Below are 15908 nucleotides of genomic sequence, written 5' to 3' on the forward strand. Positions count from 1 at the left end.
TCTCCAAGGACTTGAAAGCATTGCTTCAAATCCTGAGACCAATTGTTTGACTTCAATAGAATTTCATGAATTGAACTTATGACCTCAAGAAATTGCCGTTGTTCTTCAATATCCCTTTCCTGGTTGTACCTTTCAGTCAGATCAATTGCAGTTACAATTTCAGCTTTTTTACTATCAAAATTTATCAAATTACTCTTGATCTGTACGTGAATGACACTTCTATCCTTCTTTTGATGTCGGAAAAGCCCCTGCATAAAGGTCTCGGTTCTAGAACGTGCCTCTTCTACTGCATTTTCTAATTTTGGAATATCCTCTATGGGCCGTATATCCTTGATCGTCATTTTTAAAAACTCCTCTTCTGTATACCCATAGTGACGGACAGCTTCCTGGTTAACTGACAGAAATTCATAAGTTTTCAGATCATAAATCCACATTGGAAATGGAGCCAGATCAAATATTAAGTTGTAAGATTCGGGATTTCTTATGGTTAAGTTTTCAACAGACATTTTTCCTTATTTAATATATTAGGACGGTGCTACCAGATATATCAATCCAATATGCAATGAATAAATGATGAATATAATAAATTACGGAAATAATATTAAGAAACCGGGACTTACTCTAAAAAACATTGATTAATTCTCATGACTATCCCGGTTTTCGGAGTCCTTGGGATTTGAGGAGTTACTATCGCTATAGCAGATATTTTCTCTTAACTTAGTGCTGATTGAACAGCTATTTAATCATTCTTCACCTTATTTTTTCCCTGATTTTGAATCTTATTTCGATACTTTTTTTAACAGCTTCTTCATGGTTAGCCTACAACCCATGGACTTAACGGAGTTGAAGGTTTTATATTACTTGAACCAGAGGTGATAAATGGGGCAAAGCTGTTCCTGATGACACAAACGGCGGTGAAAGATTCTTACACTAGCTGGTTAGCACTTTGTTTTTGTAGATACGATAGCAACTCCCACTTAAGCAAATATATTGTCATGGAATTGCTATTGCCAAAGGGGCCAGGATGAGTCAGCACAGCTGTGATAGTTGCGACGATGATCAACTCTGCTTACTTCAGCTTAAAAGAATTCTTGAACAAGGATTGTTAAATTGCTTTAAATCAGTAAAGTTGAATGGCTTATGTCGAAACCAACTTCTATTTTTAATCTATATGATCATTTCACTAGTTCTATGATTCCTTATGAAAACTAACTCTACAACAAAAAAATCAAAACTGATCGAGTGGCGGGATGCATTAGTATTTGCGGTGGTAGTCGCCACCTTATTTCGATGGTCATTGGCAGAAGCCTATGTCATCCCTACCGGATCAATGGAGAACTCACTATTAGTGGGAGATTATATCCTTGTAAGCAAAGCTCACTACGGCCCCAGGACTCCGCAAACCCCGATGCAAGTGCCGTTGACCCATCAGAAAATATGGGGAACTGAAATACCATCCTACCTTGATTGGATTCAACTTCCTTCTTATCGATTCCCTGGCTTAAGAAATGTTGAGAGAGGTGAAATAGTGGTTTTCAATACTCCTAAAGATTTACTAGATCCAAAAGATCGACCAAGTGACTTGATGACTTTTCTTGTTAAGCGTTGTGTCGCAGTTTCTGGTGATATTCTGGAAATCAGAGACAGAAATGTGTTCGTCAACGGTGAACAAATGACCAATCCTCCCGGGATGAAATTCCAATATTATGTCGTTACCAACTACCCACTTCAGTCACATCACCTATCCAAGGTCGGTTTGGACAATGATGATTTTTGGATTTCTGGGTATACCGAGGAAAACAGAACCGTTTACAGCATGTTTTTAACAAATGAACAATTAAAGAAAATACAAAAAGCTCCCGATGTAGTTTCAATTGAGACCAGTTCAGATTCACCTGTTGGCTTTCCCCTGTTTCCGGCAATTATGAGCAATTCTTGGGATCTTAACAATTACGGCCCATTGACTGTCCCTCAGAAAGGAACAAAAATCAAAATCAATGACCTAACAATGGACTTTTACGGTGAATTGATTGAAAAATATGAGGGAAATGAGAATGTGCAACTTGCCAATGGGAAATTGGAAATTGATGGCAAAGAGGTTGATAAGTACACTTTTAAGAAGGATTACTATTTTATGATGGGCGACAGCCGGGACAATTCTATCGATTCGCGGTATTGGGGATTTGTACCCGAGAGCCATATCGTAGGCAAACCTGTCATGGTTTTGTTTTCAAAAAATGAAGATGGGGATGGATTGAATAAGGTTCGTTGGGAAAGAATATTTTCAAGGATTGATTAGTATTAATCTGATATGCATTTTGATTTCGGACGGAAATTAGTTTAAAATCATCTGCCCCATTCGGGGGATAGTAAAGGCTACGTCTAGATGGAGATTTGAACAGATAAATCGTTCTAACTAAGGTCAATGTTTAAATACTACTATAGGTGGATATTCAATAAAAATCCCTCCTGAATCAAGTTCAGGACAGGTCCAGCCCCTTTCGTAATTTAACTTGGCATATCAAGGGGGAGTCAGTAGCGTGCTGATTTCGATAAAAGTTCCAGAAAACCTGGAAAAAAGAAGTTTCTGCAGTAGGTAAGCACAAGTCAGGAGGCTTGAGCTAAATGGTTAAGGAGATTTCTCATCCTCATATTGGGTTCGAATAACATCAAGCAGAGAGAATTCAAATATATCAGTCAGTTTCTTCCTTCTTCTTCACATCTTCCTCTCCGCTTTTCAGCTTGTGGGACTTCTGTTCATACTGTCCCTCAAGTTCGTCAAGAGTGGATTTATGCCACATTTTCACTCCTGTAAAATAGGATGCTCTGCCAATCATATGCGCACCTACCGGGGCGGTAAGGAGCATAAAAACAATGATCGCAACTACCCTGGCAATAATGGCAATGTCTGAAAAGAAAATTCCTGCAGCCAATAAAATCAAGCCAATGCCCAGCGTCGCTGCCTTGGTAGTGACAGAGATCCGTAGGTACAGGTCAGGCATTTTGACAATCCCGACAGCCGCCAAAAGGATGAAAAGAGTTCCCAGAGAGCTGAGTATAACTACTATGATTTCAGTCATTTTTTTCCCGTTTTTCTAAATAATAGGCAAATGCCACCGTCCCCAAGAAGGCGATCAAAGCCATTATCATGGCTATATCTAGGAACGCTGGCTGATTGGTAGTAACGCTATATATTGCAATAATCCCGATACCAGTGGTCAGTAGTAAGTCAAGAGCTATGACCCTATCTGGCAGTGTTGGCCCAATCAAAAATCTGATAAAAATAATCAATGTAGATACAGCCAATACCGGCAGGATAATAAAATTTAAATAGTCGTAGACGCTCATCTTGTTATCTCTAGTAATCGTTTCTCAAAACCGTTTTTAATATCTGCCACGAAATCCTCTCTATCTTTTACATACATGGCATGCACATACAGCACTTTTCTGTCATCCGAGACATCCAAACTCAATGTGCCTGGAGTAAGGGAAATCAGATTCGCCAACAAGGTAATTTCCAAATCCGAACGTGCATCCAGCGGAATTTTCACAATTCCTGGTTTCATGAAATGCTTGGGAGTGACTACATCATAAGCCACTTCTACATTGGCTTTGATCAGTTCATAAAGAAAAAACAACACAAAACCGATCAACTTCGGAATCCTGTTGAAATATTTGTTCTCCCTTCTATTAGTGGAAGTAATCCATAATAAGGAAAAGCTTAGCGCAAAGCCGAAAACGAAGTTTTCAAAAGTGAAAGCCCCGGTGATTGCTATCCACACCAACGAAAGAAGAAGATTACTCAGAAATTTGGCCTTGATCATGGTGCAACTGGTTTTGATCCTAACACTGCCTCAATATAGACGGTAGGCTCCATTAGTTCAGCAGCAATTTGCTTGCTCAACAAGATGATATGTTCTGCTCCAAATCCAATATATAAGGATACTCCGGCCAATAAGATAATCGGAATTACAATGGCACGTTGCTTAAATGGCTTTAGTTCTTTGTAATACTTTACGTTCATTTTCTCTGGAAGATCTACAGCATCTTTCCAAAAAACCTCTACCCAAATCTTCCCTGCCACCCATAGTGTTAAGAAACTACCGAGTAAAATAAATCCAATCAGAGTATACTGTCCTACAGTATATGCGCTTTGGATCAGAAAGAGCTTCCCCCAGAACCCTGAAAGCGGAGGAATGCCAACCAGAGAAAATAAAGGAATAGCCATCAGCAGAGAAAATGCTGGATATTTTTTATAAAGTCCACCCAACTTATTGATATTCAGCGTTCCCTTGAGTTTGAAGATCAAGCCTGACACAAGGAAAAGATTGGTTTTGGCTACAATATCATGTATGAGGTAGAAAATCACCCCCACAAGAGCTAGTTCGGTATAGATTCCCAACCCCGCGATCATAAAGCCAATATGGCACACGATCAAGTAGGAGAAGATTTTCCGCAAATTCACCTGTAGTATAGCTCCAAGCCCCCCGGATAGAATAGTCAATGCAGCGATGATTACCAGTAATGTTCCAAGGAATTCGTCCGGAATAAAGATCAAGGTAAAGATTCTTAGCAAGGCATAGATACCTACTTTCGTCAGCAGGCCACCGAAAATCGCCGATATGGCCGGTGGCGGGGTATGATAGGACGCAGGAAGCCAAAAATAAAGGGGGAAAATAGCCGACTTGATGCCAAAGCCTACGAGGAATAAAATTGCCACTACATTGACCAGGCCTCTATTCTCTATCTGAGCCACCTGCCCCGAAAGGTCCGCCATATTCAGACTACCGGCCATCCCATACAGAATCGCAATAGCAGTGAGGAAAATCGCCGAAGCGAGCAAGTTCATCGTCACATATTTGATAGCTCCTTCGATCTGTGCCTTCTCCCCTCCTATCGTAATCAAAACAAAAGAAGCTATGATAATAATCTCAAACCATACGTACAGATTAAAAATATCCCCGGTAAGAAAAGCCCCGTTCAGCCCCATCAAGAGAAAATTGAGTATGGGGAAATAACCAAATCTTAAGCGTGCATTTCGGATAGCCCCCGTAGAAAAAACGGTTACTGCCATACCGGAAACAGCCGTCAATAATACCATGGTAGTACTGAAGGCATCTGCCACAAACGTAATCCCGAAAGGCGCCTGCCATTCTCCGGCCTGCATGGTAAGTACTCCGTTCTGAAGGACTTCCCGCAGCAGCCAGCCTGCGATACCCACCGAAATAACGCTACTTATAATCGAAATTAATCGTTGTGCATTTACCCTATACCAGAAAAACATCAACAAGATCGCTGAAAAGAGTTGGAAAATTACAGGTAAAACTATGTAAGGGTTATTCATAAATTTCGTCCGTAGTGTTCAACTCATCCAAGTCATCTGTCTTGGTAATTTTATAGGCACGCTTGACCAGAATAATAGCAAAGGACTGCAGCCCGAAGCTGATCACAATGGCTGTCAGGATCAAAGCCTGGGGCACTGGGTCTGCATAGATTTCGGTTAGCATCTTGGAGGCAGAATCGATAATGGGTGGTTTGCCTTTGACAATTCTGCCTAATAAAAAAATTAGCATATTGGCTCCATTTCCAAGTAGTATCAACCCTATGATCAGCTTGACCATACTTCTCCTCAGCATCATATAAATTCCGGCAGCGTACAATAAGCCTATCAAAATAACGAGTAGTAATTCCATATTAGATAGTTTCCGAAATAGTGAAAATAATGGTCAATGTCACGCCTATAACCACGATGTACACACCTGTATCAAAAAACAAGGCAGAGCCAACCGTCCCTATCACTAGCAAAGGCTCCTCAAACCATAGCCCCGTCATAAAGCTTTCTCCGATTAAAAGAGGGGCCATACCACTTAACAAAGCAATGCTCAAGCCTATAGGCATCAGAAAACCAGGATGAAACTTGATCAGGCTTTTTGTTTTTTCCAGGCCGTTGGCAAACGAGTGGATGACAAATGCGATGGATGCCATCAGCCCACCTACAAATCCTCCGCCGGGAAGATAATGTCCACGCAACAGGATAAATACTGAAAATAAAATCAACAGCGGTAAAAGATAAGTGGATGCAGATTTGAAAATGATCGATTTCATGTGTATTTAATTTTTATAATTTTCCCCAATGATCCATTAGCTCATTTTCTTTGGCCTGCTGGCAGGAAGACCGATGACGCCTGCCTGCCGGCAGGCAGGGGTGACCGAAGTAACCTCAGTCCTAGGGTTTACCGCATCTTTTTTTACTTTAGAAAAGCGGATATACATATAATTTTTTTTAAAAGGTCATAACCTGTCCCGTGACGAAGGAAACAGGATAGCCTGTCTCGCTTGATAATCATCCCTCTGTACGTCGACTGTGACATGCTCGATTTCATACTATTCTTTTTCTATGCTTTTAAGTCTCAACTTCAATAAACTAAATACGCCTATAGCGGCAATGACCAGGACAGTAATTTCCACCATGGTATCAAATCCTCTGAAATCCACTAAAATCACATTGACTACGTTTTTCCCTTTTGCTAATAGATAAGCGCTTTCCGCGTAGAATATAGACGTTTCCCTATTCAGCGGTTCTGACAGTACCTCCAGGGTGAGCACAGCTATCAATGTGCCGAAAAATAGGGACAGAACTCCATCTCTCAGCCGAACAATTCTACTGGATAAGGTATTGTATTTTGGAAGATTGTAAATCACTAGCACAAACAAGATCACGGTCAATGTATCGATGGAAAACTGGGTCATTGCCAGATCGGGTGCAGAATAAAATAGGAAAATCATACAAATAGAATAGCCAATAACCCCGAGTGAGGCAACTGCCACCAGACGGGATTTGGAGAAAACCGTGAAAATGATAGAGATAACCATTATCAGCACGACTATCACCTCGTAAATCGTCAGTTCTGTGAGTTGGGAAGTATCAATAAAAATACTCACCCCCTGATAAAGTCTGAGACCAAGCAGGATGGTTAGAAAACCCAGAATGGTGATTACGTAGTTTCTTAAATAGCCGTTTTGAAAAAAGCCAGTCCACAATCCGGCAAACTTGGCGAAAAGTCTACCAAAAAAAGCAGCAATAGACTCTGGGCTTAGCCATTCGAATTTCAACATGGTTCCCAATAAACTTTCGGATGGCTTGAGAAACCAATAGAGTAAGGTTCCTAGGGTCAGCGTCAGTACACTCAGTCCCAAGATCAGGTTAAACCCGTGCCAGAGCTGGATATGGTGTTGGGCACCACTTCCTGAGATACTTTTAAAAACCGGCTGGATTAGACTTTGATCGATCAGTCCAGGAAATAATCCGAAGATCAGTCCCAATCCAGCAAGTATTAAGGGAGGCACCCACATCGTGGGATGAGGGAGATGGGCTTTTTCAAATTGCACGGGGAGCTTACCTGCAAATGGCTTGTATCCAGCTAACAATCCCGCACAAAGCAGGAGGATATTGGTCAATATTGCTGCAGCAGTAAGCAAATACGCCCAATCGCCCCAATGAAGCGTGGCCTCATAGATCAGATCTTTGCCGATAAAACCTAGAAAAGGTGGAGCACCAGCATTGGCAAGTGCCGCCAATCCCGCGGCGATTGCTACCGGCATCATTACTCTTCGTAAGCCACTCAGAGCCGTCACATCCCGGGTGCCGGTCTCATGGTCCACTATACCCGTTACAAGAAAAAGTGTTGCTTTATACAATGCATGAACCAGTATAAATACGGATGCTGCCAATAGCGCTTCCTCAGTGCCGAGGCCGATCAGGAAAACCAATATACCCAGTGCAGCTATGGTGGAGTAGGCTAAAATACCCTTCATATCAATCCTGAATACGGAATGAATAGCCGCATATAGCATAGTCACAGCTCCTACGATGATCAATGTTGTGTTCCACCAGGGAGTGCTCCCCAACAGTGGCGTAAATCTCGCCAGTAAATAAATCCCCGCCTTGACCATGGTGGCTGAATGGAGGTAAGTACTTACCGGGGTAGGTGCCCTCATTGCTCCCGGAAGCCAGAAGTGAAAAGGGAATTGGGCAGATTTGGTAAAGGCTCCCAAGAACAGTAATCCAATAATCCACCCATAGCTACTATGCTCTATGATCAAATCACGCTGTGAGAGCAACTCCTGAAAAGAGAAGGAACCACCTACACTTCCCAGTATAATCATGCCTACCAATAGAAATAAGCCGCCCATTCCGGTTACGCTTAGTGCCAAAAGCGCTGACTTTCTGGACTTTGGATCTTCATTATTGAATCCGATCAGGAAGAATGAACTGATACTCGTCAATTCCCAAAAAATAAACAGTGTAATGATGTTATCCGAAAGCACGAGCCCCAGCATTGAAGCCATAAACATGCTGAGATAGCCATAAAATCTATCGAGGTAAACATGACCTTTTAGATAGCTGAATGTGTAGAAAAACACCAGAGCACCAATCCCTGTAATCATCAAGACAAATAACAGGGCTAATCCATCCAAATGGAAAGCCAGATTGATGCCTGTGCTGGGAACCCATTGGAAAATTAAACTGATCGTCTCCCCATTGCTGATCAGCGGGAGATAACTGATAAAGTACACAAAAAGAAGAAGAGGCAAAAAAGGCATCAGAATGGAACCTCTGCTTTTGACCAATTTGCTAAGAAAGGGAATCATCGCTGCTACGATGAACCCGGAAAGTATGGCTAAAATCATATGTATTCCGAAGTCTCTTTTTGATAGTTAAAATTCTAAATTACAAAAAAGAAAGTTGAAGGCTTTGGTTGGATTTCTAGGGAATGTTGTGTAGTGAAGGTAGGCTCAGTTCTAATAACACTTTCGGGATCAGTCCTTCAGGCAGTGCAGTCAGGTGTCTTGAGTTGAATAAGACTAGTGCTCTTTAAATCCAGCTTCTAGAAAAGCAGGATAGATCGTAACTGGTAATAAGCGCAAGAAGAGCTAGACTATCCATTAGCCAATGGACTTATTATCAAGGACTTTTCGCTATTGACTGTCATTACAGGTTAATATTTTAATCCTGCTCAAGGGAGTCAGGAGCCTGATGATTTTGGCGCTGTATTTGAAAAATAAAAGTCAAAAGACCGCAATTAGGTGAGCACAAGCCTGCCTGACCGGTAGGTAGGTCTGAAGACTTGCGCCATTAGTGATAAATACGAAAATGCCGTTCGTGATGACACGAACGGCGGCGTGGGCAGTAGCATGCTAATTTTGGCGCTGTATTCGAAAAATAAAAGTCAGTAGACAGCATTTTTCTAGGTCGAATAAATAATAAGTCCCATAGGGACGAAATCTGGGTAGCCATGGGTAAACGAGCGACACAAAGTGAGTGAACGTAACCCATGGTAAAGTAAATATTAAATACCATTGCCCTCGGAGCAGAGGCTTCTTTTGAAAAAGTGAGTTTGATCCGAGGAATGGAAACAGGGATTGTAGCTTCTTTTCGGACGGACACAAAAAGTTAACTAAAGCTTCCAATTTGGAATTACCCCCAAAATTGACTTTCCAATTCCAACTCACTTTTCATATATTAAGAAGTGAAAAAACCGAATCCACACTTCGGTTTTCTATCCCAAACCCAAAGAACCTTTCATACCATGTCAAAAATCCGAATTACATCCCTTATTGGTGTTTTTACTTTTTTAATACTTCTTAGTTCTAAGCCAAAAGAATCTGAAGAAGGAGAAATTTCAAATCAAGCAGCTATACTGACACTCGTCCAAAATGAAGAGAAAGGAACAATCTCAATTTTAAGACAGGGAGAGGAAGATCCGATTCTGGTTCAAAATGCCACTGAAGATTTCAGACCCTACATACATCCTGTTCTTGCACCTGATGGCAAGGGAGTTTTGACTGAGTATAGTCCGGGACATCACAAGCATCAGACCGGACTTTATTGGGGTTTCACAAGGGTAAATGACCGCGATTACTTTCACAATCCTCAGGGAGATCATTGGAAAAAAGTGGCGCTGAACATCGTAGAGGAAACCGGAGAGCAGGTCAAATGGCAGACTATCTATCAACTTTTGGATTCTCTGGGAAGAACAGTTCTGGAAGAAACTCAGAACTGGACTATGAGCGAGGCAAATGGAGAATATATTCTAGACTTGGAATGGAAAGGCGAAGCCAAAACTGAAGTAACCATCGGTCAATACGATTACGGGAGTTTATTTGTCCGAATGCCTTGGAAAGATGGAATCGATGGAGAAATCATCAATGCAGCTAGGCAGAAAAACATGCAGGCTGAAGGGCAGCCCGCTATGTGGATCAATGTGGGCATGAAAGTCGAAGGTCGGGAAGATCGTGCAAATGTGGCTATTTTTGACCATCCGGAAAACCGTGGATATCCCAACAAATGGCGTGTTGACGGTCAGTTGGGCTTGGGTCCAGCTTTTACAAGAGACGGGGATTGGGTAATCGAAGAAGGAAACACCGAAACCATCAAACTTCGCCTTCTGGTCTACACAGGTGAAGCAAACGACTTGGAACTGAAAGAATCCTGGGGGAATTTTTCGGGAAGAGAGGGCATGTACAGCACCACCGAACTTTGGGGTTTAGCACAGGAAGAAGGAAGAAATGCAAAATTCTTGACTGCTCAGGAAGCCGTGGATGCTATGACTATTAAATCCGGGTATAAGGTAAATGTCTGGGCTTCGGAACCCATGATGACCCAACCCATGGCTTTTTGTTGGGATGATCGGGGCAGACTTTGGATTGCAGAAAACAAAGATTACGAATCCCGGGGTGACGGTTTTTCCAATTCAGGTGACAGCCGAATCCTTATTCTTGAGGATACCGATGGAGATGGAGAAGCTGACAGTCAAAAAGTATTTATGGAGGGGTTGGCTTTTCCGGCGGCCTTAGCGGTAGGATTTGACGGGGTTTTCATCGGTGCACCGCCCAACCTTATTTTTGTTCCCGACAGAAACGGCGATGATAAAGCCGACATGGATGATATTGAAATCCTGCTTACCGGTTGGGGAATCCGGGACCGGCACGAAACACTAAACAGCTTGCATTGGGGACCCGACGGATGGCTATACGGTTTGCAGGGGTTTGCCACTCCTTCCAAAATCCGTAAGCCAAACGTTGATGCAAAACTTTATTACCATAAAGACCCATTTCCGGAAGATCTCCTCGAAGCAGAAGGAGTTGACATCAATGGTGGTGTATGGCGCTATCATCCAATCAAGGAACGGTTTGAAGTGGTGGCTCATGGCTTCAGCAACCCATGGGGAATTGACTACGATGCCAAAGGCCAACTTTTTATGAGTGCCTGTGTCATACCTCATTTGTGGCATGTTGTTCCCGGGGGAATCTACCACAGACAGGGCGGACAGCATTTCAATCCTTATGTCTACGAGGACATTAAAACTATTGCGAATCACAGTCATCGCTCTGCACATGGAGGGGCTCGGGTTTATCAGTCAGACGCTTTTCCTAAAGAAGAGCAAGGCCGTATTTTCATGGCCAACATCCACGAACATGGGGTACTTTCCGATATTTTGATTCCAAAAGGTTCAGGATTTGAAGGAGAGCACGGGGATGAGTTTATGATGGCAAACAATGCCCAATGGGTAGGTTTCAGTATGGAAATCGGACCGGATGGTGGACTTTACGCGCTCGATTGGCACGATGCGGATATTTGCGGAAAAGAAGTACTGAATGAAGAAACCGGCAGAATTTTCAGGATAATGCCTGAAAATTCCCTGGCCCAAAATTTCGCCGGAAGGTATTCAGACTTGAATAAAATGACTGATGCACAGTTGGTAGCTCTTCAGACCAATCCATCTGACTGGCACTCACGCAGAGCAAGGGGAATTCTTCATAAGCGCGCTGTAAACAAAAATCTCCAGCCTGGAACAAATGACGCATTGAAGACGATTTTTGTGGATGACAATAATTCAGACTGGAGGCTCCGGGCTATGTGGACACTTCATCAGACTGGAGGATTTAGCGAGAAAGAACTGGTCGCCTCACTTTCTGACAAGGATCCCTACATCCGAGCCTGGTCCATTCAATTGCTTTGTGAGGATATGAAACCTTCCACAGAAGCCTTGACCAAATTCAGAACAATGGCTAACTCTGACCCTTCCCCTGTGGTCCGGCTTTACCTTACCGCAGCTTTGCAGCGAATTCCAACTTCTGAAAAATGGATTATCGCAGAAAGCTTGATTCAGCATACTGAAGATGAAAAAGATCACAATCTACCCAAAATGCTGTGGTATGGAATCGAACCTTTATTTGCCGGAAATCCAGACAAATTCCTGGCACTGGCACCTAATTCTCAACTCACATTCGTCACCCAAAATATAGCAAGAAGAGCTGTGGACGGAAATCAGCTGGAAAAATTAGTTACACTCATTGGCAAAGGAGGCCAAAATACCGAATTGCTAATGGCTGGTATGCTGAGCGGAATGGAAGGCCGGACTGATCTGAAAACGCCATCAAATTGGAAATCCGTCGCAGAAACCCTTCAAAATTCCGGAGGAAAAAAGCAAGTGCTTGCAATGGAGATTTCCGGACTTTTCGGTGATACCGAAGCTACCCAACGGGCTTTCGCAACGCTGAAAAACAAAAATTCACCAATAGATCAACGTAGGAAAGCCCTGCAAATACTCACTGCTCAACAACAGGAAGCATTACCTGCCGAAATCCCTGCCTTACTTCAGGAACCTTCCTTGAGAAAAGATGCTATCAGCTCTATAGCAGCTTTCGACAATGAGTCCTTAGGTAAAATACTTTTGGAAAACTACCCCGATTTTTCCCCTGAGGAAAAATTGGAAGCCATGCAGACCCTTTCGTCCAGAGCACGATATGGAAACATGCTAACCCAAGAACTCAAGAAAGAAACAATCGCCAAATCCGAAGTTCCTGCAAGTGTGGCAAGACAGCTTCTACGTGTAGTAGGCAGCGGATTTATTGAGGTTTGGGGTCCCATTGAGTCCGTTCCCAGCAATCAAGCTGCATATGACAAGTACCGGGCAATGATCACACCAAGAGCTTTGGGATCAGCGAATATCAAATCCGGGAAAACAGTATTCGCCAAATCCTGTGGAAGCTGTCACAAAATGTACGGAGAAGGAGGAATCATCGGACCTGATCTCACTGGTTCCAACAGAACAGATCCCGAATACATTCTTATGAATGTACTCGAGCCAAGTGCGGAAATTCAGGATGACTACAAAATGGTGGTGATTAATACCCGAGATGGAAGAACCTATTCTGGAAATATCATTGCGGAAAACGAAAGACAGATCACCATGCGAATTGTCGGTCAAGACCAGCTGATTATCAACAAATCAGCAATCCTCTCCCGGGAGGTAACAGATGTCTCTATGATGCCTTCAGGCTTGTTTGAAAATCTCACTCAAACCGAAATTGTCGATCTTGTTGAGTATCTCAAAACCAACAAGCGGATAGAATGAATCGCAGCTTAAAGGTAGTTTTTATTTCAATTGGGGCTATAAGAGCAGTCTGAAGACTGCATTGCGTTGGGTCCAAGCCTGGAGATTTGAACCCGACATGATTGAGACAATCTAAGTCGTTCGTGATGACACGAACGGCGACGGAGAACCAGATATATTAAGGAGAATGTAAGCTGTTCTTGTGGACACGAACTGATGAGTTGAGTAAGGACGGGTAAGAGATATTACCATCTTCCTTTCACCCAAAAGTTAACCCTTAAAGTTACTGCCAAATATGAGGTTTAAAATGCTCATACTGTATCTCATTTTCTCCACCTACTTTCAACTTTTGTTAACGGAAACGGCCTTGACTGCATTGGCCTTTTGTTTGACCTGTAATTCTAATAATCTATAATTTTCGATAAACATGTCATCCTACCGAAACAATCCTAATTTCATATTTAATGATTATCCGTGTGTTCCTGTCACTTGGTTTCCTGTGGGAAACAAGAAGCTGGCGGAAAGTAGATGCAGAAAGCTACAGGAGGATGGAGTCAAGATAGTTAGAGTAGGAGTTGATTATGCTAATGGTATTTCCAAAAGAAATGCCAAGTGGTATAAATGGTTGCTGTCCACTTTGAACATAGATTTTGAAGTTGAACCTTGCTTTATAAATCCCGAATCAAAAAATTCAGAAGTGATATATAAACCTATGCTTGTGGAAGCGATTGAGACATTTGTTCACAACTATGGGGAAACTTTTAATTCGGTAGGACTTTGGAGATATGAGCAAGAGCAATTTACTACATACAATGTCGAGAATATTTATGAGCAGGATTTTGTGTTTGCCATTAGCTGGACCAAGCATTTAGGAAAGAAGGTCAACCTTGGCGGAATTAGTCCTTCAGATTTTAATTGGATTACCAGGATGATCTCATGTCACGTGTTCAATAATGTTGGTACTATTTACGTAGAGTATAGGGAGGAAGACCATTGCCTTCATAATCAAATGTTTGGAAGGATTCTCACTAATATATTTGAGGCAAAAGGTTTTGATATATCAATTCGCTCTTTACAACAAACTGATTCGACCTATGAAATGCTCAATCCCTGGGAAGCTAAAAGCGCATCCCCGAATACCACATTAAAAATTTCCTGATAATTAGAATTTCCCAATGACCACTAATCAACAACTAAGTGGAAAAAGGTCTGTATTTAATTCATAAATAGTCCATACAGTCTTAATAGCGTATAATTGCTAAATGATAATTGATTGTCAGATAGGTTTTTGATATATAATATCAAAACAGTTAGCGGCAGAGGCATTTTATCCTTGGTTTGGCAGAAATCAAATGGGTAGACTCACACAATCTAAAGCGGTGTCAGAATCCATAATACAATCCTATTTGATTGAAGTTTTGACTATAATAGGCATTGCAAAGCTCTCTCAAACCTTTTTCCGATCCAACAGCCTTATTTGATGACATTATGAAATTAGACTTATCCCCGTTTCGTCAAAAGTTTTCTATTACAGTTTTATGTTTATTTTTTGCCACCATTTGTTTTGGACAGCAAGAACAAGCCGTTAGAAAAAACGTCCCTTTGGATTCTATCCGGTTAAGTGATCCGTTTATTTTAGCCGACCAGAAATCACAAATGTACTATATGACGGGTACGAGGGGAATGCTTTGGAAAAGTAAAGACCTGAAGCGCTGGGAAGGGCCTTATAAGGCAACAAAAACTGACCCCGCATCTTGGATGGGAACCGACCCTATGATTTGGGCAGCTGAGCTTCATGCGTACCAGAGTAAATACTATTACTTTGCGACCTTTACCAATACCAATGTAAAAATAGATACTGTAGGCGGAAACATCATTGATCGTCGTGCCAGCCATGTATTGGTAAGCGATGAACCAGATGGCCCATATGTACCTATGGACGACCCCACCTATTTGCCGGCGGATAAACCTACCCTTGACGGAACGTTCTGGATAGATACTAATGGAAAGCCTTACATGGTTTATTGTTATGAATGGTTACAAAACCTAAATGGTACGATTGAAAAAATAGAGTTAAAACCGGATTTAAGCGGATCAGTGGGGAATGGAAAATTACTTTTTAAAGCCAGTGATTCTCCGTGGAGTAGAGAAAAAGATGAAAATGGAGATGATGTTCCGAACAAAGTTACAGATGGACCATTCTTATTCCATACGGGTAGCGGACGTTTAGGCATGCTATGGACAAGCTGGATATATGATGTGTACGTACAAGGGGTAGCTTATTCTGAAAGCGGTACACTGGATGGCCCGTGGATTCATGACAAAGAACCTCTTACCCCTCCTAATTTTGGTCACGGTATGTTATTCAAAACATTTGATGATAAAATGCTGATGGGTATTCACAGTCATAGAGTCGTTGATGGCAGGTATCACAGAGTTCCTCATTTGTTTGAGGTAGATTTATCAGGTGATAAGCTGGTTGTCATCGGGCCTTATCAACCGTAGACT

Annotated in this window: 12 protein-coding genes; 4 read left to right on the top strand and 8 right to left on the bottom strand. The window is 42.1% G+C overall.

From position 1 onward, the window contains the following. Positions 1-506 (bottom strand): PAS domain S-box protein (locus tag SYJ56_RS24190; protein ID WP_323838740.1); only part of this gene is annotated, 506 nt, incomplete at its 3' end. Positions 507-1201: 695 nt separating this feature from the next. On the opposite strand from SYJ56_RS24190, the gene lepB reads away from it, so the two are divergent. Continuing rightward, a complete protein-coding gene (gene lepB / locus SYJ56_RS24195) occupies positions 1202-2299 on the top strand; it encodes a signal peptidase I (protein WP_323838741.1) in 1098 nt (365 codons plus the stop codon). A gap of 394 nt (positions 2300-2693) precedes the next feature. Here lepB and mnhG read toward each other — a convergent pair whose 3' ends face one another. The 7 genes from mnhG to SYJ56_RS24230 all read right to left on the bottom strand — a co-directional run bounded on the left by mnhG (position 2694) and on the right by SYJ56_RS24230 (position 8691). Continuing rightward, the gene (gene mnhG / locus SYJ56_RS24200; RefSeq protein ID WP_323838742.1) at positions 2694-3080 is read right to left on the bottom strand and encodes a monovalent cation/H(+) antiporter subunit G; all 387 of its coding nucleotides are present in this window, start codon (positions 3078-3080) and stop codon (positions 2694-2696) included. Further along, complete coding sequence (locus tag SYJ56_RS24205; RefSeq protein WP_323838743.1) at positions 3073-3348, bottom strand: cation:proton antiporter; 276 nt, start codon at positions 3346-3348, stop codon at positions 3073-3075. The genes mnhG and SYJ56_RS24205 overlap by 8 nt, the downstream gene beginning before the upstream one ends. After that, positions 3345-3824, bottom strand: a complete 480-nt coding sequence (locus SYJ56_RS24210) for a Na+/H+ antiporter subunit E (protein ID WP_323838744.1) — start codon at positions 3822-3824, stop codon at positions 3345-3347. The genes SYJ56_RS24205 and SYJ56_RS24210 overlap by 4 nt, the downstream gene beginning before the upstream one ends. After that, positions 3821-5344 carry a proton-conducting transporter transmembrane domain-containing protein gene (locus tag SYJ56_RS24215; RefSeq protein WP_323838745.1) on the bottom strand — a complete coding sequence of 508 codons (1524 nt, stop codon included), beginning with the start codon at positions 5342-5344 and terminating at the stop codon, positions 3821-3823. The genes SYJ56_RS24210 and SYJ56_RS24215 overlap by 4 nt, the downstream gene beginning before the upstream one ends. Beyond that, positions 5337-5693, bottom strand: a complete 357-nt coding sequence (locus SYJ56_RS24220; protein ID WP_323838746.1) for a Na+/H+ antiporter subunit C — start codon at positions 5691-5693, stop codon at positions 5337-5339. The genes SYJ56_RS24215 and SYJ56_RS24220 overlap by 8 nt, the downstream gene beginning before the upstream one ends. Before the next feature lies 1 nt (position 5694). Continuing rightward, positions 5695-6105, bottom strand: coding sequence for a Na+/H+ antiporter subunit B (locus SYJ56_RS24225; protein ID WP_323838747.1), 411 nt, complete (start codon positions 6103-6105; stop codon positions 5695-5697). A 279-nt stretch (positions 6106-6384) separates the two neighbouring features. Continuing rightward, positions 6385-8691 (bottom strand): putative monovalent cation/H+ antiporter subunit A, encoded by a 2307-nt coding sequence (locus SYJ56_RS24230; protein ID WP_323838748.1) that lies wholly within the window; start codon positions 8689-8691, stop codon positions 6385-6387. 899 nt (positions 8692-9590) lie between these two features. Here SYJ56_RS24230 and SYJ56_RS24235 point away from each other — a divergent pair. From SYJ56_RS24235 to SYJ56_RS24245, 3 genes are all read left to right on the top strand, one after another. Beyond that, complete coding sequence (locus SYJ56_RS24235) at positions 9591-13421, top strand: PVC-type heme-binding CxxCH protein (protein ID WP_323838749.1); 3831 nt, start codon at positions 9591-9593, stop codon at positions 13419-13421. 406 nt (positions 13422-13827) lie between these two features. Continuing rightward, entirely contained in the window at positions 13828-14559 is a 732-nt protein-coding gene (locus SYJ56_RS24240) for a hypothetical protein (protein WP_323838750.1), read from the top strand. Between the two features lie 329 nt (positions 14560-14888). Next, a complete protein-coding gene (locus tag SYJ56_RS24245; protein ID WP_323838751.1) occupies positions 14889-15905 on the top strand; it encodes a glycoside hydrolase family 43 protein in 1017 nt (338 codons plus the stop codon). Positions 15906-15908 lie beyond the last annotated feature (3 nt).

Origin of the sequence: Algoriphagus aurantiacus, assembly GCF_035156405.1 — a bacterium.
GTDB lineage: Bacteria > Bacteroidota > Bacteroidia > Cytophagales > Cyclobacteriaceae > Algoriphagus > Algoriphagus aurantiacus.